The sequence below is a fragment of the Micromonospora arborensis genome (genome assembly GCF_003205615.1).
Taxonomy (GTDB): Bacteria; Actinomycetota; Actinomycetes; order Mycobacteriales; family Micromonosporaceae; genus Micromonospora; species Micromonospora arborensis.
The window spans coordinates 98656-122965 of the sequence record NZ_PYBV01000018.1 but is presented as its reverse complement, the minus strand read 5'-3'; the positions used below and the strand labels follow the sequence as shown (position 1 = coordinate 122965).

At 70.5% G+C, this 24310-nt stretch carries 20 protein-coding genes; 14 read left to right on the top strand and 6 right to left on the bottom strand.

Going from position 1 to position 24310, the window contains the following annotated elements; all coding sequences use genetic code 11:
* The first annotated feature begins 1 nt into the window (after nucleotide 1).
* A complete protein-coding gene (gene ahcY / locus C7C45_RS15825; RefSeq protein WP_110564426.1) occupies nucleotides 2-1501 on the top strand; it encodes an adenosylhomocysteinase in 1500 nt (499 codons plus the stop codon).
* A gap of 293 nt (nucleotides 1502-1794) precedes the next feature.
* On the opposite strand, the gene C7C45_RS34080 is transcribed toward ahcY, so the two are convergent.
* Nucleotides 1795-1953, bottom strand: coding sequence for a hypothetical protein (locus C7C45_RS34080; protein WP_167454728.1), 159 nt, complete (start codon nucleotides 1951-1953; stop codon nucleotides 1795-1797).
* Between the two features lie 158 nt (nucleotides 1954-2111).
* Between C7C45_RS34080 and efeU the strand changes: the two genes are divergently transcribed.
* From efeU to hpf, 8 genes are all read left to right on the top strand, one after another.
* Entirely contained in the window at nucleotides 2112-3020 is a 909-nt protein-coding gene (gene efeU / locus C7C45_RS15815) for an iron uptake transporter permease EfeU (RefSeq protein WP_110564424.1), read from the top strand.
* A 23-nt stretch (nucleotides 3021-3043) separates the two neighbouring features.
* Nucleotides 3044-4177 (top strand): iron uptake system protein EfeO, encoded by a 1134-nt coding sequence (gene efeO, locus C7C45_RS15810; protein WP_110564423.1) that lies wholly within the window; start codon nucleotides 3044-3046, stop codon nucleotides 4175-4177.
* 25 nt (nucleotides 4178-4202) lie between these two features.
* A complete protein-coding gene (gene efeB, locus C7C45_RS15805; protein WP_110564422.1) occupies nucleotides 4203-5480 on the top strand; it encodes an iron uptake transporter deferrochelatase/peroxidase subunit in 1278 nt (425 codons plus the stop codon).
* Between the two features lie 138 nt (nucleotides 5481-5618).
* Nucleotides 5619-6308 (top strand): MtrAB system response regulator MtrA, encoded by a 690-nt coding sequence (gene mtrA / locus C7C45_RS15800; protein WP_110564421.1) that lies wholly within the window; start codon nucleotides 5619-5621, stop codon nucleotides 6306-6308.
* 12 nt (nucleotides 6309-6320) lie between these two features.
* Nucleotides 6321-8078, top strand: a complete 1758-nt coding sequence (gene mtrB / locus C7C45_RS15795) for an MtrAB system histidine kinase MtrB (RefSeq protein WP_110564420.1) — start codon at nucleotides 6321-6323, stop codon at nucleotides 8076-8078.
* On the top strand, nucleotides 8075-9889 hold the full coding sequence (locus C7C45_RS15790; protein WP_110564419.1) for an LpqB family beta-propeller domain-containing protein: 1815 nt from the start codon (nucleotides 8075-8077) through the stop codon (nucleotides 9887-9889). Before mtrB ends, C7C45_RS15790 begins: the two co-directional genes overlap by 4 nt.
* 4 nt (nucleotides 9890-9893) lie before the next feature.
* Complete coding sequence (locus tag C7C45_RS15785; protein WP_110564418.1) at nucleotides 9894-10601, top strand: ComF family protein; 708 nt, start codon at nucleotides 9894-9896, stop codon at nucleotides 10599-10601.
* A gap of 245 nt (nucleotides 10602-10846) precedes the next feature.
* Nucleotides 10847-11497: a ribosome hibernation-promoting factor, HPF/YfiA family gene (gene hpf / locus C7C45_RS15780; RefSeq protein WP_110564417.1), complete on the top strand. Its 651-nt coding sequence runs from the start codon at nucleotides 10847-10849 to the stop codon at nucleotides 11495-11497.
* Between the two features lie 69 nt (nucleotides 11498-11566).
* Here the strand turns inward: hpf and C7C45_RS15775 are convergent, their stop codons facing one another.
* Together C7C45_RS15775 and C7C45_RS15770 are read right to left on the bottom strand one after the other, a co-directional pair.
* Nucleotides 11567-12679 carry a GNAT family N-acetyltransferase gene (locus C7C45_RS15775; protein ID WP_110564416.1) on the bottom strand — a complete coding sequence of 371 codons (1113 nt, stop codon included), beginning with the start codon at nucleotides 12677-12679 and terminating at the stop codon, nucleotides 11567-11569.
* The gene (locus tag C7C45_RS15770; protein WP_110564415.1) at nucleotides 12676-13827 is read right to left on the bottom strand and encodes a GNAT family N-acetyltransferase; all 1152 of its coding nucleotides are present in this window, start codon (nucleotides 13825-13827) and stop codon (nucleotides 12676-12678) included. The genes C7C45_RS15775 and C7C45_RS15770 overlap by 4 nt, the downstream gene beginning before the upstream one ends.
* A gap of 168 nt (nucleotides 13828-13995) precedes the next feature.
* Here C7C45_RS15770 and secA point away from each other — a divergent pair, with 168 nt between their 5' ends.
* Nucleotides 13996-16923, top strand: a complete 2928-nt coding sequence (secA, locus tag C7C45_RS15765; protein WP_110564414.1) for a preprotein translocase subunit SecA — start codon at nucleotides 13996-13998, stop codon at nucleotides 16921-16923.
* Nucleotides 16924-17195: 272 nt separating this feature from the next.
* Here secA and C7C45_RS15760 read toward each other — a convergent pair whose 3' ends face one another.
* Together C7C45_RS15760 and C7C45_RS15755 are read right to left on the bottom strand one after the other, a co-directional pair.
* Nucleotides 17196-17786, bottom strand: a complete 591-nt coding sequence (locus C7C45_RS15760) for an Rv3235 family protein (protein ID WP_110564413.1) — start codon at nucleotides 17784-17786, stop codon at nucleotides 17196-17198.
* 283 nt (nucleotides 17787-18069) lie between these two features.
* Nucleotides 18070-18297: a helix-turn-helix domain-containing protein gene (locus C7C45_RS15755; protein ID WP_110564412.1), complete on the bottom strand. Its 228-nt coding sequence runs from the start codon at nucleotides 18295-18297 to the stop codon at nucleotides 18070-18072.
* 215 nt (nucleotides 18298-18512) lie between these two features.
* Between C7C45_RS15755 and C7C45_RS15750 the strand changes: the two genes are divergently transcribed.
* Nucleotides 18513-19022, top strand: coding sequence for a DUF6912 family protein (locus C7C45_RS15750; protein WP_110564411.1), 510 nt, complete (start codon nucleotides 18513-18515; stop codon nucleotides 19020-19022).
* A gap of 70 nt (nucleotides 19023-19092) precedes the next feature.
* On the opposite strand, the gene C7C45_RS15745 is transcribed toward C7C45_RS15750, so the two are convergent.
* A complete protein-coding gene (locus C7C45_RS15745; RefSeq protein WP_110564410.1) occupies nucleotides 19093-20196 on the bottom strand; it encodes a hypothetical protein in 1104 nt (367 codons plus the stop codon).
* Between the two features lie 450 nt (nucleotides 20197-20646).
* Here C7C45_RS15745 and pruA point away from each other — a divergent pair, with 450 nt between their 5' ends.
* The 3 genes from pruA to prfB all read left to right on the top strand — a co-directional run bounded on the left by pruA (nucleotide 20647) and on the right by prfB (nucleotide 24209).
* Nucleotides 20647-22275: an L-glutamate gamma-semialdehyde dehydrogenase gene (gene pruA / locus C7C45_RS15740; RefSeq protein WP_110564409.1), complete on the top strand. Its 1629-nt coding sequence runs from the start codon at nucleotides 20647-20649 to the stop codon at nucleotides 22273-22275.
* 175 nt (nucleotides 22276-22450) lie between these two features.
* Nucleotides 22451-22966 (top strand): PadR family transcriptional regulator, encoded by a 516-nt coding sequence (locus tag C7C45_RS15735; RefSeq protein ID WP_030331495.1) that lies wholly within the window; start codon nucleotides 22451-22453, stop codon nucleotides 22964-22966.
* 121 nt (nucleotides 22967-23087) lie between these two features.
* On the top strand, nucleotides 23088-24209 hold the full coding sequence (gene prfB / locus C7C45_RS15730) for a peptide chain release factor 2 (protein ID WP_110564408.1): 1122 nt from the start codon (nucleotides 23088-23090) through the stop codon (nucleotides 24207-24209).
* The last annotated feature ends 101 nt before the right edge of the window (nucleotides 24210-24310 follow it).

The following is a 24310-nucleotide window of genomic DNA, read 5'->3' as shown; positions in this document are numbered from 1 at the left end:
CATGACCAGCACCCTCCCGGCGTCCCCCACCGGTACGCCGTCTGAGGCCCGGCCGAGCACCCTCGCCGAAGGCGACTTCAAGGTGGCGGATCTGTCGCTCGCCGAGTTTGGGCGTAAGGAGATCCAGCTCGCCGAGCACGAGATGCCCGGCCTGATGGCGATCCGTCGGGAGTTCGCCGAGGCGCAGCCGCTCGCCGGCGCGCGGATCACCGGCTCGCTGCACATGACCATTCAGACCGCCGTCCTGATCGAGACGCTGGTCGCGCTTGGTGCGCAGGTGCGCTGGGCGTCCTGCAACATCTTCTCCACCCAGGACCACGCCGCAGCGGCGATCGTCGTCGGCCCGAACGGCACCGCCGAGGCTCCCGCCGGCGTGCCGGTGTACGCGTGGAAGGGCGAGACCCTTCCGGAGTACTGGTGGTGCACCGAGCAGGTGCTCGCCTGGCCGGACGGGCAGGGCCCGAACATGATCCTCGACGACGGCGGCGACGCCACCCTGCTGGTGCACAAGGGCGCCGAGTTCGAGCAGGCCGGGGCGGTTCCGCCGGTCGAGTCCGCCGACTCCGAGGAGTACGGGGTCATCCTGGAGCTGCTGCACCGCTCGCTTGCCGAGGACGGCCAGCGCTGGACCCGGATCTCCGCCGGCATCAAGGGCGTGACCGAGGAGACCACCACCGGCGTGCACCGGCTCTACGAGATGCACCGCGCGGGCACCCTGCTCTTCCCGGCCATCAACGTCAACGACTCGGTGACCAAGAGCAAGTTCGACAACAAGTACGGCTGCCGGCACTCGCTGATCGACGGCATCAACCGGGCCACCGACGTGCTGATCGGCGGCAAGATGGCCGTCGTGATGGGCTACGGCGACGTGGGCAAGGGTTGCGCCGAGTCGCTGCGTGGCCAGGGCGCCCGGGTCGTCGTGACCGAGGTGGACCCGATCTGCGCGTTGCAGGCCGCGATGGACGGCTACCAGGTCGCCACGTTGGACGACGTCGTCGAGCAGGCGGACATCTTCATCACCGCCACCGGTTGCTTCGACGTCATCACCAACGAGCACATGGCCCGGATGAAGCACCAGGCCATCGTCGGCAACATCGGCCACTTCGACAACGAGATCGACATGGCCGGGCTGGCCAAGCGTTCCGACGTCGAGCGGATCAACATCAAGCCGCAGGTCGACCTGTGGCGCTTCGCCGACGGCCACGCCATCATCGTGCTCTCCGAGGGTCGCCTGCTGAACCTGGGCAACGCGACCGGGCACCCGAGCTTCGTGATGTCGAACTCGTTCGCCAACCAGACGATCGCCCAGATCGAGCTGTTCACCAAGACCGAGGAGTACCCGATCGGCGTCTACGTGCTGCCCAAGCACCTGGACGAGAAGGTGGCCCGGCTGCACCTGGGCGCGCTCGGCGCCAAGCTGAGCACGCTGACCAAGGAGCAGGCCGCATACCTGGGTGTCTCCACCGAGGGTCCGTTCAAGCCGGACCACTACCGCTACTGATCGACGTGTTTCTCAAACCGGGTCGGCGCTTCGCGCCGGCCCGGTTTGTCGTCTCCGGCTTCGCCGCTGGCGGTGCCGGCTCGCCGTTGGCGGCGCAGCCGGTCGTGTGAGGCACCACAAGCCCACCGACCGAGGCCGGGGACGACAGAGCCCTGGGCACCCTCTCGCCTTGATCAACGCATGCCATGCCGGTGTCGCGATGGCGCGTCGCAGCAGGGCTACGCCCACGACTCGACTCGCCGAGCGTTGCGACAACGCGGCATCCGCCACGTCATCGCTTTGCCGTTGGCGGCTCAGTCGGACCGTGGGCCGCGGCGGGTGGGGCGGAACCAGGTCCAGGCGCACCAGGCCAGCCAGCCGAGCGACACGGCGGTGGCCAGCGCCCGCTGGCGTAGCGCGCTGAGCAGCAGCACCACGGCCAGCACCGTCAGCCACGGCAGGAATCCCTTCACGGCGGCATCCTCGCACAGCCGATTGGCGGCGGCGGGCCGCCGGCCAGCCAAGACCCCTAGTGAGCTTGTCGTGAACGACTTGACGAGGCCCCTGAACAGGGAGCAAGGTATGCCTGCCCTAAGTTAGCTGAGGCGTACCTAACGAACTCGGAGCCCGGATGTTCGCCACCTACCTGATCGGCCTGCGGGAAGGCCTGGAAGCCACCCTGGTGGTGAGCATCCTCGTCGCCTTCCTGGTCAAGTCGCAGCGCCGGGACCGGCTGCCGCAGGTCTGGGCGGGCGTAGGCCTGGCCGTGGCGCTCTCGGTGCTCTTCGGCTGGCTGATCGAGTACACGTCGACCTCGCTGCTGTCCCGCTACGAGGACCGGGAGTTGTTCGAGGCGATCACCTCCGTCGCCGCCGTACTCTTCGTCACCTGGATGATCTTCTGGATGCGCCGGGCCGCCCGGAGTATCGCCGGTGAGTTGCGGGGCAAGCTCACCGAGGCGTTGGCCGTCGGGTCGCTCGCGGTCGCCGGCATGGCCTTCCTCGCGGTGATCCGCGAGGGCCTGGAGACGGCGCTGATCTTCTACTCGGCAGCCCAGGGCGCGGCCGGCGACAGCGGCCCACTGCTCGCGTTGATCGGCGGCATCGTCACGGCGGTGGTGCTCGGCGTGCTGCTCTACGCCAGCGCCCTGCGGATCAACCTCAGCAAGTTCTTCACCTGGACCGGCGCGCTGCTGATCCTGGTCGCCGCCGGCATCCTCAAGTACGGCGTCCACGACTTCCAGGAGGCGGGTGTCCTGCCCGGCCTGAACGACCTGGCCTTCGACATCACCAGCACGCTCGACCCGAGCACCTGGTACGCCGCCCTGCTCGCCGGCATGTTCAACGTGACGCCCGCGCCCAGCGTGCTGGAAACGATCGCCTGGGTCGTGTACGCCGTACCGGTCCTCCTGCTGTTCCTGCGGCCGGCCCGGCGTAAGCCGGCACCCGCGCCAGCACCCACCGAGACCACCACCGTCACCGAGCGCGGGGCCGACACCGGCGCCGAGGCCGAGGCGGCGTCCGCGCCGCAGCGTGCCTGACCCCACGAAAAGAGACAGCTCAGATGCGTACCACCCGATTTTTCGCGCTGGCCGCCGTCGGTGTGCTGGCGACGGCCGGTGTGACCGCCTGCTCCGACTCGGACAAGGACGACCCGGCCGCGGCCGGCGGCCCGATCGTGGTCAAGGCGACGGACACCGCCTGTGAGGTCGGCACCACCGACCTGGGTGCCGGTACCGCCACCTTCAAGATCACAAACTCGGGTGCGAAGGTGACCGAGTTCTACGTGTACGCCGACGGCGACCGCGTGATGGGCGAGGTGGAGAACATCGCCCCCGGGCTGAGCCGTGAGCTGCACGTGGAGTTGCCGGCCGGCACGTACCAGACGGCCTGCAAGCCCGGGATGAGCGGCAAGGGCATCCGGGGTGCGCTCAAGGTCAGCGGGTCGGCGCAGCCGCTCACCGCCGATGCCGCGCTGGGTGGTGCCGCCGAGAACTACCAGCGCTACGTCAAGAGCCAGACCACCGCGCTGCTGGACAAGACCGAGGAGTTCGTCGGCGCGGTCAAGGCCGGAGACGTGGCGAAGTCCAAGGCGCTCTACCCGGTCGCCCGCACCTACTGGGAGCGGATCGAGCCGGTGGCCGAGATCTTCGGCGACCTCGACCCCAAGATCGACGGCCGTGAAGAGGTCATCGAGGAGGGGATGGAGTTCACCGGCTTCCACCGGATCGAGAAGGACCTCTGGCAGTCCGGCGACATCAGCAAGGATGGCCCGATCGCCGACCGCCTGCTGGTGGACGTCAAGGAGATCGTGGCCAAGGCCAACGCCGAGAAGCTCTCCCCGCTCCAGCTCGCCAATGGCGCCAAGGAACTCCTCGACGAGGTGGCCAGCGGCAAGATCACCGGTGAGGAGGACCGCTACTCGCACACCGACCTGTGGGACTTCGCCGCCAACCTGGAAGGTTCCAAGGCCGCCGTGTCCGCCCTCCGGCCGGCGCTGGAGCAGCGCGCGCCGGAACTGGTCAAGCAGTTGGACACCGAGTTCGCCAATGTCGAGGCGCTGCTCGGCAAGCACCGCGACGGCGACGGGTGGAAGCTGCACACCGCGTTGAACAAGACCGAACTCAGGGAGCTCTCCGACGGCATCAACGCGCTCGCCGAGCCGATCAGCAAGGTCGCCGCGGCCGTCGCGAAGTGACCGGATGGCAGGGAGGGTCGATTCGATGAGCGGGAGCAGGTTGACCCGACGGCGGGCGATCACGCTCGCCGGTGCCGGGGTGGCCGGTGTCGCCGGGGTGGCGGCCGGCGCGGGCGCGTTGGTGAACGGATCCCGTGGCCCGGCCGCGGCGAGTGACCACCCGTCCGGGGCGGTGCCGTTCCACGGTGAGCACCAGGCCGGCATTGTCACCCCGGCGCAGGACCGCCTGCACTTCGTCGCCTTCGACGTGATCACCAAGGACCGGGCCCGGCTGGTCGGGCTGCTTGAGGAGTGGACCGCCGCCGCGGCCCGGATGACCGCGGGGCGGGACGCCGGGCTGCTCGGCGCGGTCGGCGGGATGCCGGAGGCCCCACCGGACGACACCGGTGAGGCGCTCGGCCTGCCCCCTTCGCAGCTCACCCTGACGATCGGCTTCGGCCCGACGTTGTTCCGCGACGCCGACGGCAGGGACCGCTTCGGCATCGCCGACCGGCGACCCGCCGCCCTCGTCGAGCTGCCGAAGTTCCCCGGCGACGCCCTGCAGCCGCAGCTCTCCGGCGGTGACCTCTGCGTGCAGGCGTGTGCCAACGATCCGCAGGTCGCGGTCCACGCGATCCGCAACCTGGCCCGGCTCGGCATGGGCGTGGTGAGCGTCCGTTGGTCGCAGCTCGGCTTCGGCCGCACCTCGTCGACCTCCCGGGACCAGGCCACCGCGCGCAACCTCTTCGGGTTCAAGGACGGTACGGCCAACCTCAAGGCTGAGGACACCGCACTGCTACGCGACCAGTTGTGGGTGCAGCCGGGCGACGGGCCCGACTGGATGACGGGCGGCTCGTACCTGGTCACTCGCAAGATCCGGATGCTCGTGGAGACCTGGGACCGGACGTCGTTGGCCGAGCAGGAGGAGATCGTCGGCCGGGCCAAGGGCAGCGGTGCCCCGCTTGGTCGGACCAACGAGTTCGACGAGCCGGACTTCGCGGCGCGCGGCACGGACGGCAAGCCGGTGATCGCCGAGCACGCCCACGTGACGCTGGCCCACCCGAGCCGCAACGGCGGCGCCCAACTGCTGCGTCGGGGTTACAACTTCGTGGATGGCTCGGACGGCCTGGGTCGGCTCGACGCGGGCCTCTTCTTCATCGCCTACCAGCGCGATCCGCGCCGCCAGTTCGTACCGATCCAGACCCAGTTGGCTCGACACGACGTGATGAACGAGTATCTGCGGCATGTTTCCAGCGGGGTGTTCGCCTGCCCACCCGGGGTACCCGACGGCGGGGACCACTGGGGTCGGGCACTCTTCGGCTGACCTGCGTCCGGATGGCGACAGCGGGATCCGCCCAGGCTGCGGTGGCGCCGGGCGGCGCCGAAGGGGGATCATGGTGCAGCTACCGTTTCCGGCGGACGCCGGTCCCACCAAACTGATTGAGGATGCAATATTAATCCCATGAGAGCCCGCGTACTGGTGGTCGACGACGACCCCGCGCTCGCCGAGATGCTCGGCATCGTGCTGCGCAGCGAAGGCTTCCAGCCCTCGTTCGTGGCGGACGGCGAGCGGGCGTTGGCCGCCTTTCGCGACAGCCGCCCCGATATCGTGCTGCTCGACCTGATGCTGCCCGGTATGAGCGGTATTGACGTCGCCCGGTCGATTCGGGCGGAGTCCGGCGTGCCGATCGTCATGCTGACCGCCAAGAGCGACACCGTGGACGTCGTGCTCGGCCTGGAGTCCGGCGCCGACGACTACGTGGTCAAGCCGTTCAAGCCCAAGGAGTTGGTCGCCCGGATGCGGGCCCGACTGCGCCGGGGCGAGGACGTGGCCCCCGAGATGCTGACCATCGGGCCGCCGGACAACCAGATCACCATCGACGTGCCCGCGCACACCGTGAGCCGCAACGACGAGGAGGTGAAGCTGACTCCGCTGGAGTTCGACCTGCTGGTCGCGCTCGCCCGCAAGCCACGTCAGGTCTTCACCCGCGAGGTGCTGCTGGAGCAGGTCTGGGGCTACCGGCACGCGGCCGACACCCGTCTGGTCAACGTGCACGTCCAGCGGTTGCGGGCCAAGATCGAGCCGGACCCGGAGCGACCAGAAATCATCCTCACCGTGCGGGGCGTGGGTTACAAGGCGGGGACCGGATAGCCTGGTCGCACTGTGTCGACCTCGCCGCCCCCACACTCCCCGAGCACGGCTGCTCGCCGGCCCAATGCCGGCGGGGAGGTCTGGCGCGCGGTGAGCGGCCGGGTCGCCCGGGTGGTGGCCCGGGTGCACCAGACCTGGCGCCGCTCCCTGCAGGTTCGGGTCGTGACCATCACGTTGGTCGCGTCCAGCCTGCTGGTCGGCGGTTTCGCGTTCCTGATCGCTGACAAGATCACCACCATTCTGCTCGACAGCGCCCGCAGCGACGTCCGGCAGCGGGTGATCAGCGGGGCCAGCTACACGGCCAAGCAGGTCTCGCTCTACGGCCAGTCGCAGGAGGCGCAGCTCCAGCAGACCATCGACGGCACGGTCAACTACCTGGCCGGCGGTGACCCCCAGCAGACCAGCGGGGTGGTGGTGGCGATCACGGCTGACGGCTATCCCAACGACATCCAGACGCGTACCGCGCCGTCCGCGAACGTCCAGCAGTTGATCAGCCCGGAGTTGCGGGCCGCGATCGCCGACGGCAAGGTGGCCAGCCAGATCCGCACCGGGCGGCTCACCGGTGAGCCCACCAAATATCTGGTGTACGGCTCGCCGGTGCCCACCCAGTTCGGCCAGATCGAGCTCTACTACCTGGTGCCGTTGACCCGGCAGGACAAAACCGCCGCCGACGCCCGAGCCACCGTGGTGGCCACCGGGGTCGCCCTGGTGATCCTGCTCGGGCTGCTCGCGGCGCTGGTCACCCGGCTGGTGGTCAACCCGGTCCGGGTCGCCGCACGGACCGCACAGCGACTCTCCGCCGGCCTGCTCGACCAACGGATGGTGGTCAACGGCGAGGACGATCTCGCCCTGCTCGCCGCCTCGTTCAACCAGATGGCCACCAACCTGCAACGGCAGATCCTGCGCCTGGAGGAGATGTCCCGGCTGCAACGCCGCTTCACCTCCGACGTCTCACACGAACTGCGTACCCCGCTGACCACGGTCCGGATGGCGGCTGATCTGATCTTCGCCGAACGCGACGAGTTCGACCCGGCGGTGGCTCGCAGCGCCGAGCTGCTCCAGGCCGAACTGGACCGGTTCGAGGAGCTGCTCACCGACCTGCTGGAGATCAGCCGGTTCGACGCGGGCTTCGCCATGCTGGACTCCGAGCCGACCGACCTGGTGCCGGTGGTGCACCGGGTGGTCGACCGGCTGGCTGGCCTGGCCGAGCGGGTGGGTGTGCCGATCGAGCTCGACCTGCCGGGCACGCCGGTGATCGCGGAGGTCGACCCGCGCCGGGTCGAGCGGGTGCTACGCAACCTGGTCGGCAACGCCGTCGAACACGGCGAGGCCCGTCCGGTGCTGATCACCCTCGGCCTGGACGAGACCGCCGTGGCGATCACCGTCCGCGACCGCGGTGTGGGGCTCAAGGTGGGCGAGGAGAAGCTGGTGTTCAACCGGTTCTGGCGGGCGGACCCGTCCCGGGCTCGGCAGACCGGGGGCACCGGGCTGGGGCTGTCGATCAGCCTGGAGGACGCCCGGCTGCACGGCGGTTGGCTGGAGGCATGGGGTGCTCCCGGGCAGGGCGCGCAGTTCCGGCTCACGCTGCCGGCACGTGCCGGTGACCGGCTGACCACCTCGCCGCTGCGGCTGGTGCCGGCCGACGCCGCGTTGCCGTTCGGCGGCCCCCGGGACGGTGGCCCGCTGGCCATCGGGCCCGGCACCGGCGGGGCGTTGGCGATCGACCCGGCGCCGACCGGGGACGGACAGCGGGCGGAGGTGCGCTCATGAGACGGCCGACCTTGCTCGGAGCGTTCGGCGTGGTGGTGCTGCTGGGCGCTGGCTGCGGCATCCCGGCGGTATCCGACGTGCGGGTGGACGGTAAGGGCGGCGCCGCGACGGGGGCCGGCGTGGTCAACGGTGGGGTCAGTGAGCCGCCGACGCGGACGGCCAGCGGCAGCGTCAACGAGGCGTTCGTCCGCAACTTCCTGTCCGCTGCCGCCGGCGAGCCGGATCGGGCGTACGAGCGGGTCAAGGCGTTCATCGCTCCGGAGCACAAGCACCGCCTGCAGGAGAAGAAGGGCAGCGAGGTCGCGCTGAACGTGGTCCGGCTGCGGGAGGCGGTCTACACCCTCAACAGCGACTCGACCACCACCGTGAAGATCACCGTGCAGCAGATCGGTGTGCTGCGGGCCAACGGCACCCTGGCGCCACCGGTGGCGACCGACACGGAGTACGAGTTCGGGCTCCGCAGCGCGGCGCTCAACGGCGGCGCCAACGACGAGCGCGCCGGGTTGTACGTTCTCGACCCACCGAACGTGCTGCTGCTCAGCGACGTCGCCCTTCGTCAGTACTACCAAACCGAGTCGATCTACTTCTGGAGCTCCGACCGCAGCCGTCTCGTGCCCGACCAGCGCTACCGGCCGCAGGCGCTGCCGGACGAGCGCCGGGTCAACGAGGTGGTGAAGTGGCTGGTCGGCGGCCCCTCCGACTGGTTGCGTCCGGGTGTCGTCGGGCTACCCGACCGCACTGAGTTGATCAACAACGCTACCGGCGGGAACGGTCGGTGGGAGGTCAACCTGGACATGTCCGGTGACGACCAGAACGGGATCGACCAGCTGATCAAACAGATCGCCTGGTCGCTGGGCGATCTGCCGGGCAAGCTGGAGTTGAAGATCCGCAACAACGCGCTGCCCGTGCAGGACCTGAACGAGCGACGAGAGTCCTACGAGCTCTATCCGAACGCCGTGGTCCCGCAGCGCTTCGGCGTGTACGAGGGCGCCATCCACCCGCTCGACTTCGGCACCGAACTCAGCGGCGCGGTGCCGTTGGTACCCGAGGCCAACCGCAACATCGTCTCCGCCGACCTGGCGCTGGCCGGAGAGCAGCGGGTCCTCGCCGCGATGGTGGTGACCAGCAGTGGCGGTAGTCGGCGCCGACTCGCGGTGGGCACGGGTACCGCGCCGGTCTCCGTCGACAGTCGCAGCCCCGCCGAGTACTCCTCGATGAGCCGGCCGGTCTGGCTGCGTGCGGTCGACACACGCCCCGGCCGCGGCCTGGTCGTGGCCGACGGGCAGCTCTACCGGTTCGACGAGGCGGCCAAGATGTACCCGGTGCCACTGAATCTGCCCTCCGACGTCACCGCGGTCGCCGCCGCGCTGGACGGCCAACGGGTCGCGCTGATCGTCGGCGGTCGGCTCTACGTCGCGGCGGTCAACTCGGATGGCGGCGGCGTCTCCATCGGCCCGCCCCGAGAGCTGTCCACCTCGTTGACCAACCTCACGGCGGTCGACTGGGGCAGGGAGGACCAACTGGTGGTGGCGGGGTCCGCCGGCCAGCCGGCGATCTACGAGATCAGCGTCGACGGCGCCCTGGAGACACCGCTGAGGACCGACCTCGGTGCCAAGGTCAACCACCTGACGGCGTACCCGACGAACCGCAGCGTGCGTACGCCCAGCGGGGCCTACATGTACGAGGCGAACGGGGTGGCCTACCGCAGCAGCCCGTTCGAACGGATCGAGCCCGCCAGCGTACGGGGCATCCCACCGGTCCCGTCGGGCGTCCGCCCGAGCAACCCGTCGGCACCGTTCTTCCTCTACTGACGCGGTGACCGGGCTCTGGGCGGACCTCGCCGACCTGGTGCTGCCCGCCGACTGCGCGGGCTGTCGGGAACGCCGGCCCGGGCTGCGGCACGGGGTCTGCCCCGCCTGTGCCGAAGCGCTCGGCGCGCTGCGTCCACGGTCGGTCCGCCCCACCCCCGCCCCGCCGGGGCTGCCGTCCTGCGTCGCACTCGGCCCGTACGCCGGGCCGCTGCGGGAGACGCTGCTGGCGTACAAGGAACATGGCCGGCACGGTCTGGCCCGCCCGCTCGGCGCCCTGCTCGCCGAGGTCGTCGCGGCGGCGGTCGGCGTGGCTCGTCCCCTGGCGCTGGTGCCGGTCCCGGACACTGCGGCGGCGGCCCGGTCCCGTTACGGGGACCACCTGGACCGGCTGGCTCGGCACTGCGCGGCCCGGCTCAACCGGGGCGGCTGGGCGGTGCGGGTGCACCGGCCGCTGCGTGCGCTGCCCCGCCCCGACTCGGTCACCCTGGACAGCGCCGGGCGGGCGGCGGCGGCCGAGGCTGCTTTCCGGCTCCGCTCCACGGCACCGGGTTGGGGTCGTGCCGGGGGCGCGGCGCCGGTCGTGGTGCTGCTCGACGACATCGTCACCACCGGCGTCACCCTGGCCGCCGCAAGCCGGGTGCTGACGGCGACCGGCTGGGCACCGAGTGTCGCCGCGGTGCTCGCGGCGACCGAGAAAAGACACGTCTTGTAACCGACCGTGTTTCCGTTTCACCCATTGGTGTATGAGCTGCGAAAAATATCGGGCGGTCTCCGCAACATGGGGTGACGGCCAGCCAAACAGGAGTTAGCGTTTCGTTGTCGGGGGTAGGAGGTCGTTCCAACCGCCCCCGGCGGTGAGAGGAGGCGTAGCCGTACCAACCGGTCGACGCCAGCGGGTCTCCCCACGACGCGCGACCGGGTTGCCGGATCGAAGACCGTCCGAACAAGGGAGGTCACGTGGAAATCGTGGTCAAGGGTCGAAACGTCGAAGTGCCCGACCATTACCGGGTGCACGTAGCTGAGAAGCTCGCAAAGATCGAACGTTACGATCACAAACTCATTCGTGTCGATGTCGAGCTGTTTCACGAGCGCAATCCGCGCCAGTCCGACCACTGCCAGCGGGTCGAGATCACCTGCGTTTCGCGGGGCCCCGTGATGCGGGCCGAGGCCTGCACAAACGACTTCTACAGCGCGCTCGACGCGGCCATCGCGAAGCTCGACACCCGCCTGCGCCGTGCGGCCGACCGCCGCCGCGTACACCGGGGTCGGCACGCGCCGATCTCCGTCGCCGAGGCGACCGCGGGCCTGCCGGTCGCGGACCTGGTTGCCGCCCCGTTGAGCGCGCCGCTCGACGGTGCCCGGGCCGGCACAGCCGTCGCGGAGCGCGTCGAAGAGCGCGTCGAGGAGGAGTACGACGACCAGCAGCCGTGGCACATCGCCCGGGAGAAGGTGCACCCGGCGGAGCCGATGACTGTCGACGACGCGCTGTTCGAGATGGAACTGGTCGGCCACGACTTCTACCTGTTCCAGGACAAGGAATCCGGTCGCCCGAGCGTCGTCTACCGACGCCACGCGTACGACTACGGCATCATCTCCCTCGCCACCTGACCGGTAGCCGACCCGCGTCGATCACGGAGTTGTGGTGGGGAACGAAACCCGCCACAACTCCGTGATCCGTCAGCGCAGTTCGGCCGGCAGCAGCGCGAAGGTCAGGTCGTCGAGGCGGGTGCCGCCAAGCCCAGGCAGACGGCCGCGCTGCAGGGCTTCACGCTGGAAGCCGACGCGCTCCAACACCCGGTGCGAGGCGGTGTTCTCCGGCACGGTGCCGGCGGTCAGCCGAGCGATACCGGCCGGACCGAACGCCCAGCCGGCGAGCAGCCGGACCGCGCGGGTGGCGTACCCCCGGCCCCGCCAGTCCGGCAGCAGCGCGTAGCCGATCGAGCCCTCGCCGCTGCTCACCTCCGTGTACGACAACCCGCAACTGCCCGCCGGCTCACCGGTGGCCACGTCGACGATCAACAGCCGGGCGATCTCGCCGGTCAGCCAACTGCTCTCCGCGAGCCGACAGCGCCGCTCGATCGCCTCCCGCGTCGGCGGCACCGGCGGCGCCTGGTTTGCCACCACCTCGGGTCGGCTGTGCAGCCGGTACATCAGGTCCGCGTCGTCCGGCGCGAGCCGGCGCAGGGCCACCACCTGATCGGTGAGCACTCCGTCGGGCAGGTCGGGCAGCAGGCGCGCGACCGGGCCGGGCGGATCCTCGGCGAGGCGTACCCAGGCCAGCAGGTCGTGCCGGCCCCCGCCCCGGTGCTGGCCGGCGGACCGGCGCAGGCCTTCGTACCGAAATCCGGCGGCCAGCGCGACCCGCTGGCTGGCCCCGTTCTCCGTCTCGGTGAGCAACTCGAGCCGGAGCGTTCCGGTGGCGAACGCCTGCTCGCTCAGCGCGCGGGTGGCCGCGGTGGCCACCCCGCGCCCGCGGGCCGCGGGCCGCACCCAGTAGCCGATCTCGGCCTGGCTCCGCGCGGGCACCGGATAGCTCAGCCCCACAGCGCCGAGCAGGCGGTCGGTGGCCGGGTCCGCGATGGCGTACGCCGCGCCGCCGCCGGTCCAGACCGCCGGTGCGCCGGTGTCGATCCACCAGCGGGCATCGATCTCGGTGTACGGCGCCGGCATGCTCGACACGAAGCGCTGACTGAGCGGGTCCGCACAGCCGTCGACCACGTCGGCGGTGTCGCTGGCGCGAAACGGCCGAAGCCGCACCCCGTGCGCCTCGACGACCTGCCCGACGCTCATCCCAGATCCCTCGCGAGCAGCGCGGCCACCCACACGTCGACCCGCTCGCCCCGGTGCTGCACCCCGTCCCGGGCCGTCCCCTCGAACGTGAAGCCCGCCTTCTCCGCCACCCGCCGGGAGGCGGTGTTGCCCACGTTCGCCTTCCACTCGATCCGGGCCAGACCCAGCGTGGTGCAGCCCCAGGCGCTGAGCGCCACCAGCGCGGCCGGCATGTACCCCCGGCCCCGGGCCGCCGGGGCGGTCATGAAGCCGACGTCGGCCAGCAGGGCGTCGGTGGGGGAGAGCCGCAGGTCGATCGTGCCCGCGTACCTGTCGTCCGGGTCGGCGATCACGAAGCAGGCGGCGTCCCCTCGGGCCCAGGCGTCCTGGCCGTAGGCCTGGTACCCCTGCGCGTCGGCGTACTCGTACGGGTCCGGCACGGTCGTCCAGCGAATGCTGTCCGGGTCCTGGCAGGTCTGCACCACGGCGTCCAGGTCCTGCTCCTCCATCGGCCGTATCCGCAGCTCACCGGCCCCGGCGGTGGCGAACAGGGTGGGCTGTGGGCGGCCGAAGACGGCGGCACGCCGGGCGGCGAGGGTGCCCGGACCGGCCGGCCCGGTCGACCCGGGCGTGGGCACCTCACCGGGCAGCAGCGAGCCGATCCAGCCGTCCGCGTCGGACCGCGACGCCGGGTTGGCCAGCCGCAGCCGGCCGTCGATCCGGAAACCGGCCCGGAGGGCGACCAACCGGGAGGCGTGGTTGCCCACCTCGGCCTGCCAGATCAGCCGGCGCAGCCCGATGGTGTCGAAGGACCAGCGGGCAACCGCCCGGGTGGCCCGGACCATCACCCCGCGGCCGCGCGCCCAGGGGGCGGTCCAGTAACCGACCTCGCCGGTGCCGTCCCGGTCGATGGAGATCAACCCGCACGAGCCGAGCAGTTCACCTGTCGCCGGGTCGCAGACCGCGAACGGCGCCCCGGTGCCCTCCGCCCAGGCCGTCCGGCTCATCTCGGTGACGAAGCCGAGGGCGTGTTCGGGTCGATATGGGCGCGGGACGGTGGTCCAGCGCTGAATGTCCGCATCCTGGCAGGCAAGGTGCACGGCGTCGGCGTCGGTGTCCCGCCAGGGCCGCAGCAGCACGCCGTCCTCGATGATCTCCACGGGCTCCACCCGTGCATCGTGCCGCACCGTTCGCCGACGGCGTAACCGGATAACGTTCGGGGAGTGCGCAGGACGCGAATTATGTCGGGTTCGGCGGAGGCGACCACCGCCACCAGTGACCATCGCGCCGATGGAGCGCCTACGATGGTTCGAGACTGTCTAGGGGAGCGTTGATCCGTGTCGATTCTGGAAAAGGTCCTTAACGCGGGCGAGGGCCGCATGGTGCGCCGGCTCAAGGCCATCGCCGCCGCCGTCACCTCGATCGAGGACGACTACGTCAACCTCACCGACGAGGAGCTGGCCGGCATGACCGGGCAGTTCCGGGAGCGGCTCGCCGACGGGGAAACCCTCGACGACCTACTGCCGGAGGCGTTCGCGGTGGCCCGCGAGGCGGCCGCCCGGGTGCTCGGCCAGCGTCCGTACGACGTCCAGGTGATGGGTGGCGCGGCGCTGCACTTCGGCAACATCGCCGAGATGAAGACCGGTGAGGGCAAGACGCTGACCTCGGTCATGGCCGTCTACCTCAACGCGCTGTCCGGCAAGGGCGTGCACGTGATCACGGTCAACGACTACCTCGCCCAGCGTGACGCGGCGTGGATGGGTCGGGTGCACGAGTTCCTCGGGCTGACCGTCGGCGTGGTGCTGCCCAACCGGCCGGCCGCCGAGCACAAGGCTGCCTACGAGTGCGACATCACCTACGGCACCAACAACGAGTTCGGCTTCGACTACCTGCGCGACAACATGGCCTGGTCGAAGGACGAGCTGGTGCAGCGCGGCCACAACTTCGCCGTGGTCGACGAGGTCGACTCCATCCTGATCGACGAGGCCCGCACCCCGCTGATCATCTCTGGCCCGGCCGAGCACTCGGCCCGCTGGTACGGCGAGTTCGCCGGCGTGGTGGGCCGCCTCCAGCCCGGCACCGACGGTGAGGGCGACTACGAGGTCGACCACTCCAAGCGCACCATCGCGGTGACCGAGCGCGGTGTCGCCAAGGTCGAGGACCGGCTCGGCATCGACAACCTGTACGAGTCGGTGAACACGCCGCTGGTCGGCTACCTCAACAACGCCATCAAGGCCAAGGAGCTCTACAAGCGCGACAAGGACTACATCGTCAGCGACGGTGAGGTCCTGATCGTCGACGAGTTCACCGGTCGCATCCTGCATGGCCGTCGCTACAACGAGGGCATGCACCAGGCGATCGAGGCCAAGGAGGGGGTGGAGATCAAGCAGGAGAACCAGACTCTTGCCACCATCACCCTGCAGAACTACTTCCGCCTCTACGAGAAGCTGTCCGGCATGACCGGTACGGCGCAGACCGAGGCGAGCGAGTTCAACAAGGTCTACAAGGTCGGCGTCGTGACGATCCCGACCCACCGCCCGATGGTCCGCGAAGACCGGCCGGACGTCATCTACAAGACGGAGAAGGCCAAGTTCAACGCCGTCATCGAGGACATCGCCGAGCGGCACCAGATGGGTCAGCCGGTGCTGGTCGGCACCGTCTCGGTGGAAAACTCCGAGATCCTCTCCCAACTGCTGCGCCGACGGGGCATCCCGCACAACGTGCTGAACGCCAAGTTCCACGCGCGGGAGGCCGAGATCGTCGCCCAGGCCGGGCGTAAGGGCGCCGTCACCGTGGCCACCAACATGGCCGGCCGCGGCACCGACATCCTGCTCGGCGGCAACGCCGAGTTCCTCGCCGCGAACGAGCTGCGCCAGCGCGGCCTCGACCCGCTGGAAGACGAGGAGGAGTACGCCAAGGCGATGGAGGAGGTCCTGCCCACGTGGAAGCAGGCCTGCGACGCCGAGGCGGACGAGGTCGCCGCCGCCGGTGGCCTCTACGTGCTGGGCACCGAGCGGCACGAGTCCCGGCGGATCGACAACCAGCTGCGCGGTCGCGCCGGCCGGCAGGGTGACCCGGGCGAGTCCCGGTTCTACCTGTCGCTGCAGGACGAGCTGATGCGGCGCTTCCGGGCCGGGGCCGTCGAAGCGGTGATGGAGCGCTTCAACATCCCGGAAGACGTGCCCATCGAGTCGAAGATGGTCACCCGGCAGATCAAGAGCGCCCAGGCCCAGATCGAGGGCCAGAACGCCGAGATCCGCAAGAACGTGCTCAAGTACGACGAGGTGCTCAACAAGCAGCGCCAGGTCGTCTACGCCGAGCGGCTCCGAGTGCTCAACGGTGAGGACCTCTCCGACCAGGTGCGCAACATGATCGACGACACCGTCGAGGCGTACGTGCGGGGCGCCACCTCCGAGGGTTACGGCGAGGACTGGGACCTTGAGCAGCTCTGGTCCAGCCTCAAGCAGCTCTACCCGGTCGGCGTGACGATCGAGGAGCTGGAGGAGGAGGCCGGCGGCTCCCGGGCCGGCATGGACGCCGACTTCTTGGTCGCCCGCCTCAAGGAAGACGCGAACGCCGCGTACGACCAGCGTGAGGAGCAGGTCGGCACCGAGGGGGTACGCCAACTCGAGCGGATGGTGCTGCTCCAGGTCATCGACCGCAAGTGGCGCGAGCACCTCTACGAGATGGACTACCTCCAGGAGGGCATCAACCTTCGGGCGTACGCCCAGCGCGACCCGGTGGTGGAATACCAGCGCGAGGGCTTCGACATGTTCGCCACCATGATGGAGGGAATCAAGGAGGAGACTGTCGGTTTCCTCTACAACGTCGACGTCCAGGTGGCCGAACCGGAGCCGGAGGCGGGGTCGGACGAGGTCGCTCTGCTCGACAAGCCGGTGGAGATCCGCGCCAAGGGCCTCAACCGCGCTCCGCAGCGGCAGGGCCTGCAATACTCCGCTCCCACCATCGACGGCGAGGCCAGCCCTGGCGAGGTCGCCGTGGAGCAGGCCGGGCAGCAGGCTCCGGCGCTCGGCGTGGGCCGACCGGCCCCGGGTGCCCCGGCGGCACCAGGCCAGAGCGCGCCGTCCGCCCCGCAGCGGCCGGCCTCCGGGCTGCGCGGCCCGGCGGTTCCTTCGGTGGCCTCTCGACGGCCGGCACCGAACCAGGCGGAGGCGAGCAACGGCCCGTCCCGCAACGCGCCGTGCCCGTGTGGTTCGGGCCGTAAGTACAAGCGCTGCCACGGTGCCCCCAACGGCGGCAACTGACCAACAGCACTGACCGACGGGTCCCGGCCGATCAGGCCGGGACCCGTCGGCGTCTCCAGCCCTCACACGTCCAGCCGGACTGGCTGGTTTTTCACACGCCTGAGGGCCGGTGAGCCTCGCGTGGTTGTGGCTTGCGCGGTGGTTAAGGGCCTCGCGTGGCTGGGGGTCGCGCTTGGCTAAGGGCCTCGCGTGGCTGGGCCTCGCGTGGCTGGGGGTCGCGCGAGGGCTCGGGGGTCGCGCGGGGGCTCGGGGCTGCGCCGGGTCGGGTTTGGTCAGAGGACGTGCAGGGCGGTGCAGAGCCAGCGGCCCCGGCGATGCTCCAGGCGGAGCGCCATGGCCCAACTCTGACCGCCCGCGCCGGTGAGGACGGCTGCTGCCTCCACTGCGGCCTCCCGGGGTTCGCAGACCCGCATGCGAAGCAGCCGGACCACTGGCCGGCCGGCGCGGCGACGAGGTGCCGCGGCCCGCCCGGACGCACGGGCCAGCTCGGTCAGGAGGTCACTTGCTCGGGCCGGGTCGAGCAGCGCCCGCACCTGTGCCGGCGAGCGGTAGCCGTTCACCACCTCCAGGCAACTGCCGACGAACCGATGGGCGACTCGGGTGGCTTCCGGGGCGGTCGCTGGCGGTATCGGCGTGACCGGGTGCGTGGTCGACCGGCTGGGAACCGGGCGAAGAGCGGCCCGGCGCTCGGGCGGCCGGACCGGGTCTGGCCGGGTCGAGGCGAACAGGTCGAGGGCGAGCTGACCGTGGGTGGGTGCCGGCCAGTACGCCTCGTCGGTCTCGTCGGCGTACGGCGGGTCGATGGGCGGGACAGGGCGCAGTCGCACGGGTGGCCGGGAAGGACCGGGTCGTGCCTCGCTCATCGTGCCCCCTTGATCTTGCGTTTGCTTTCGTTTGCCTCCGACAAGCTCGATTCTGAGCGACAAAGCGGCCCCGGTCAATGGCTCAGCGTGGGAACCCGCCCGCTACGCGGCGTGATCCACTCCGTTTCGCCGACATGGCGGTATCCAACCCGCCTCGAAACCCCAACTTCGGCGATATGGAGTGGATCGTGCGAGGAGGGTGCGGCGACGCGGGGTGGATCGTGCGAAAGAGGCGCGGCGATGCGGAGGATCACGCGGAGGGCTGGCTGAGTGGGGGTCGCGTCTACTCGGGGTCGCGGTCGATCAGCGGATTGCTCTGGACCCAGTCCGCTGTTTCGTCGTACTTGCGCGCTATGTAATCCTCCAGGCGTGCGCGCTCGACGCGCCACTGGCCGCGTCCGCCGATCTTGATCGCCGGCAGTTCGCCGCTGCGCACCATGTGGTAGACCTGCGAATCCGACACGTTCAGCTCGGCGGCGACGTCGGAGAGCAGCAGGAACCTCGGCTCCACAGGAACTCCCGGGGTTGGCGTCGTTTGGCTCAGTTTGCCATCGACAGCCCCGGCCGCCCAGCATCCGCACGGGCCGGCGGCTTGCCGACCTCCCGAGACACGCCGGTTGGGAACTTCCACCGGCCGGAGCCGGGGTGTATGACGGTCACGGCGTGCGGCATGATCTGCGCCCGTGCCGGCGGACGCCGGTGGAGGACGAGGCGGGGAGACGACCGGTGACCGACGAGCTTGTCCGGGTGTATGTGCCGGCGACCGTACCGATGCTGGCCCGGCTGCGCGAGGAGGGGCTGGCCGCCGACCAGGCGCACGCGGTGACCCCGGCGCTGCGCGAGTGGTACGCCGAGGGCGACGAGGAGGAGCTGGAGTACGTCGCGTTCACCCGGGCCGCCCAGGACGCGCTGAACCTGCTCCGGGCCGACCCGGCCGCTCCCCGCCGCCGCGTCGTCGTCTCGGCCGATCTGCCGGCACGCGCGCTCGGGCGGGGCGACGGTGAGCTGGGTTCCAGCACGGTGACGTTGGCCGACGCCGTGCCGGTGGGTGCCGTCGCGGCCATCCACGTGGACGGCGCGGACGCGGTCGAGGAGGTCGCCGCGGCGGCCGAAGTGGTGGCCGAGGCGGCCGCTGGGGACCCCGACGCCCAGTTCACAGTTGATGGGGCCGAGGACCACGAGCTGGAGTGGTACGACGTGACGGAGCTGGACCTGCTGCTACGCGCGGCCAGCTGAGCCACGCTGCCGCGCCAACAGCCAGCGGCAGGGCCCGCTGACGCCGGCCGTCGAACAGCCCCGTCCGACGTCAGCGGGCCGGGTCCGCCTTGGCCGGGTCCGGGTCGAACGCCTCGGCCGGATCGAACGCCTCGGCCGGGTCGGGCTCGCCGTCCTCGGGGTCGACCCGGTCCGGGACGGTGTCCGAGCCGTCGGCTGGTTCGTCGTCGGTGTGGGTTGCCGGGCCGAGCGTGCGGCCGAACGCGATCAGCGCGGTCAGCGCCCCCACGAAGAGCACCCAGATGGCGTTGTCGACCCGCGAGCTGCCCAGCGAGGTCTGCGCCACGGCGTCCGCTTCGCTGAGTGCGCTGGCCAGGTCGAGCAGCGACCGGCCACCGATTCGGATGATCACCTCGGCGAGCAGGAGGAGCAGCCCCGGCCCGGCGCCGGCGAGCAGGTACGCCGGCCAGCGCAGGGCGGGGGTGTCGGGATCACGGCGAACGGCCCGACGCCGCGCCCAGGTCAGGTAGCCGAAGGCGAGCAGCCCGGCGAGCAGCCCGGCGACGAGCGACTCGGTCCGGGACACCCACTTGGCCGCGTCGACCAACGACTGTTGGCTGTCGCCGGCCCCGAAGAGGTCGAACAGCGGATCCCGGACGCGGCTGAACGCGACCACGAAGAGCAACGTGCCCAGCGCCGCGGTCACCACCGCACCGACCGCTGGGGCGCTCCGCGCGCCGGCCACCGCGCCACCGATGATCGCCGCGGCGGCCGTGGTGCCGGCGATCACGTTGGTGGTCGAGGTGTCGAAGTAGGTGAGGTTGATGGCCAGCGCGGCCGCCAACCCGACAAGCATTCCGCCGCCGATGGCACCGGCAAAGCGCAGGGTGGCCCAGTCGCCGTACCGGCGGGCCAGCAGGTTGCCGCCGGCCAGCGCGACGGCCGACCCGCACACCAGCGCGGCCGAGATCACGCCAGGCAGGGCGAACGCGGAGAGACTGATCGCGGTGACCCCGGCCGCCGCCGAGTTGATGGCCTCCCGGGTGGACCAGAGCATGGCGGTCAGCCACCCGAGCGCCAGCAGCGCGAGCACCGCCGCGCCGGGCGCGGGCAGCGGCCGGCTGCTGGGGCTGGCCGCGTCGGCCGCCGCCTCGTGCGACTCCGCGGCCGGGACGCGGCCGGGCTGCTTGGTCATCGTCTCCCCTTCGAGGCGGCAGGTCACCGACCATTCAGGGTACGCGGGCCACCGCGACCCCCACCGAACGAGCCACACCCCCTGAGTCGGGAGGGGCTGTCAGTCGATCAGCAGTACCCGAGCGCCGTACCCCGGCGAAGCGCAACGGGCCCACGGACCGCGACCAACGTCGGGGGCTGGGGCGACCGTCCCCGGCGGGAGGATCAAGCCTGACCGCCCGGAGCCGGGGACGGTCGCCCCAGCCCACCCCGGCGACCGGTAAGGAGAGAAACGTCGGCCGGTCCTTCGCATCCGGGTGGTGGTGGAGGCGAGGCCAGCACCGCCGCATGAAAGAATCGCAGGAGGTCCCGCCGCTGCTCGGCCCTCCGGTGCGGCGTCCGGTGTCCGGCCGTCCGGTCGGTGCCCGCGGGTCCGGTTTCGCCACTGCTGTCGAGATCGCCAGGAGCCTTGATGGATGCCGTCTTCTCCGTTCCCGAGCCGCGCAACGAGCCGGTTCGCAACTACGAGCCGGGCAGCGGAGACCGGGACCGGCTCCAGCGGCGGCTGACCGAGCTCGCCGCCGAGCGCATCGATCTGCCGATGACCATCGGCGGTGAGCAGCGGATGGCCGCCGGTGACCCGATCAACGTGGTGCAGCCGCACCGGCACGCGCACGTGCTGGGTGTGACCGCGCACGCCACCCACGACGACGCCCGCGCCGCGATCAAGGCCGCCAAGGACGCCGCCCCGATGTGGCGGGCACTGCCCTTCGAGGAGCGCGCCGCGATCTTCCTGCGTGCCGCCGAGCTGCTCGCCGGTCCCTGGCGCGACACCCTCAACGCCGCCACCATGCTCGGCCAGTCGAAGACCGCGATCCAGGCGGAGATCGACTCGGCGTGCGAGTTCATCGACTTCCTCCGGTTCAACGTGCACTTCGCCCGCCGTCTGCTCGAGGAGCAGCCGGCGTCCTCGCCGGGCGTCTGGAACCGCTTCGACCACCGCCCGCTGGAGGGCTTCGTCTACGCGGTCACCCCGTTCAACTTCACCGCCATCGCGGGCAACCTGCCGTCGGCGCCGGCCCTGCTGGGCAACACGGTGATCTGGAAGCCGGGCCCGACCCAGCAGTTCGCCGCGCACTTCACCATGCGGCTGTTCGAGGCCGCCGGCCTGCCGCCCGGCGTGATCAACATGGTCACCGGCCGGGGTGAGGAGGTCTCCGACGTCGTGCTCGCCGACCCGGATCTGGCCGGCATCCACTTCACCGGTTCGACCAAGGTGTTCCAGCAGTTGTGGCGGACCGTCGGCGACAACATTGCCCGCTACCGGGGCTACCCGCGACTGGTCGGCGAGACCGGCGGCAAGGACTTCGTGGTCGCGCACACCAGCGCCGACGTGGACGCCCTGCACACCGCGCTGATCCGTGGCGCGTACGAGTACCAGGGCCAGAAGTGCTCGGCGGCCTCGCGGGCGTACGTGCCGCGCTCGATCTGGGAGGGTGGGCTGCGCGACCGGCTGGCCGCCACCACCGACTCGCTGACCTACGGCGACGTGGCCGACTTCAGCAACTTCGGTGGCGCGGTGATCGACGACAAGGCGTTCGCCCGGCACACCGCGGCGTTGGAGTTGATCTCCGGTGACGACAGTTGCCGGGTGCTCGCCGGTGGCACCGCCGACGACTCGGTCGGCTACTTCGTCCGGCCGACGCTCTTCGAGTGCGGCGACGCCGCCCACGAGACCTTCACCACCGAGTACTTCGGGCCGATCCTGGGCGTGCACGTCTTCGACGACGCCCGCTTCGACGACGTGGTGGCGCAGGCCGAGTCGATCGCCCCGTACGCGCTGACCGGGTCGGTGTTCGCCACCGACCGCCGGGTGGTCGACGCGGTCGCCGAGCGGATGCGGTACGCGGCCGGCAACTTCTACATCAACGACAAGCCGACCGGCGCGGTGGTCGGGCAGCAGCCGTTCGGCGGTGCCCGGGCCAGCGGCACCAACGACAAGGCCGGCTCCTGGCTGAACCTGGTCCGCTGGGTGTCGCCGCGCACGATCAAGGAGACCTTCGTGCCGCCGACCGACCACACGTACCCCCACATGGGCTGACCGGCGACGACCCGCCGGTGGCGCGTGTGACGCCGCCGGCGGTCGACCGAACGGCGTAACCCATCGATAGTCCTCAACGGACAGTCTGTCGCCGACAGTGCACTTAGGAAGACCTGTTGGGTGGCAAACTGGCAAATCCTGGACGCCGGGTGCGCAAAGTGGCAGCGTAGTGGGCATGGCGGATTCCGGAGTCAACCCTACGGCGGCAGCCCTTCTTGGGCTCCTCCATGAGGGCCCGATGACAGGCGGTCAGTTGATGGCCGCCGCTGAGCGCCGTCTGGCGCCGTACTGGTCGATGACCCGCAGTCAGGTCTACCGCGAGTTGCCGGTGCTGGCCGAGCGGGGTTTCGTGCGCCTCGGTAAGCCGGGGCCGCGGATGAGCCAGCCCTACGCGCTCACCGCCAGCGGGAAGAGGACATTCTCCCGCTGGCTGGCCGAGAACCCGGGGCGGGACACCATCCGCAACCCGATAGCGCTCCGGATGGCCTTCGGCAACCTGCACTCCGCCAGTCAGCTGAAGAGCCTGTACGCCTCGGCCAACGAATACCACACCGAGGCCCTCGCCCAGGTGCGGGAACAGGTAAAGAACGCCAAACGGGACGGGGAGACCTACGACGCCAGCGCGCTGGAGTTCGCCGTCGCCTACCATCGGGCGGCCCTGTCGTGGTTGAAGTCCGCCCCCGTCGGGTGACGATCGGCGGGTTCGCGCATACGGAACGAGCTGCTTGGCCCACGGTGGCGCAGCGTCAATTTGGCGTCGGCCTGCGGGGCTCGCAAGCTCACTCCTCGTCCGCGCAGTACGCTTGTCTGTCGTGACCGCTGCCGATTACGCCGAACAGCTCAAGGAACTCGACGCGACCCTGCGAAACATCGAGGCCGTCCTCAACCTCGACCGGCTCCACGAGGACAAGGCCCGCCTCGAGCAGGAGGCTTCCGCCCCCGACCTGTGGGACGACCAGGCCAAGGCTCAGCAGGTGACCTCGCAGCTGTCGCACGTCAACGGCGAGATCAGCAAGCTGGGCAGCCTGCGTTCCAGCCTCGACGACGCCCAGGTGCTGCTGGAGCTGGCCGAGGCGGAGGCCGACCCGGGCGTGCTGACCGAGGTCGAGTCGGAGATCACCGGGCTGACGAAGGCCATCCAGGAGATGGAGGTCCGCACCCTGCTCTCCGGCGAGTACGACTCCCGGGAGGCGCTGGTCGCCATCCGGGCCGGCGCCGGTGGCGTGGACGCCGCGGACTTCGCCGAGATGCTGCTGCGGATGTACCTGCGCTGGGCGGAGCGGCACGGCTACCCGACCGAGGTCTACGAGACCTCCTACGCCGAAGAGGCAGGCCTGAAGTCGGCCACCTTCGCGGTCAAGGTGCCCTACGCGTACGGCACGCTCAGCGTCGAGTCGGGCACCCACCGGCTGGTCCGGATCAGCCCGTTCGACAACCAGGGCCGCCGGCAGACCAGCTTCGCCGGCGTCGAGGTCCTGCCGGTCACCGAGCAGACCGACCACATCGACATCCCGGAGAACGAGGTACGGGTCGACGTCTACCGCTCCTCCGGCCCCGGTGGACAGAGCGTCAACACCACCGACTCGGCGGTCCGACTGACCCACATCCCGACCGGCATCGTGGTCACCTGTCAGAACGAGAAGTCCCAGCTGCAGAACAAGGCCTCCGCGCTGCGGGTGCTCCAGGCCCGACTCCTGGAGCGCAAGCGCCAGGAGGAGGAAGAGAAGATGGCCGGCCTCAAGAGCGGCGGCACCAGCTCGTGGGGCGACCAGATGCGCTCCTACGTCCTGCACCCGTATCAGATGGTGAAGGATCTCCGAACCGAGCAGGAGACCGGCAATCCGAGTGGGGTGTTCGACGGCGATCTGGACGGCTTCATCGAGGCGGGTATCCGTTGGCGCAAGCAGCAGCAACTCGCCAACGACGGAGCGTAACGACTCGCGGGCGGAACGCTTCGTCGATCTCCAGGTAGAGGCGTGATTCGACGACTCGCGCCGGATCGGCGGGGCGTGGGGCTTGGCTCAGTTGTTACACC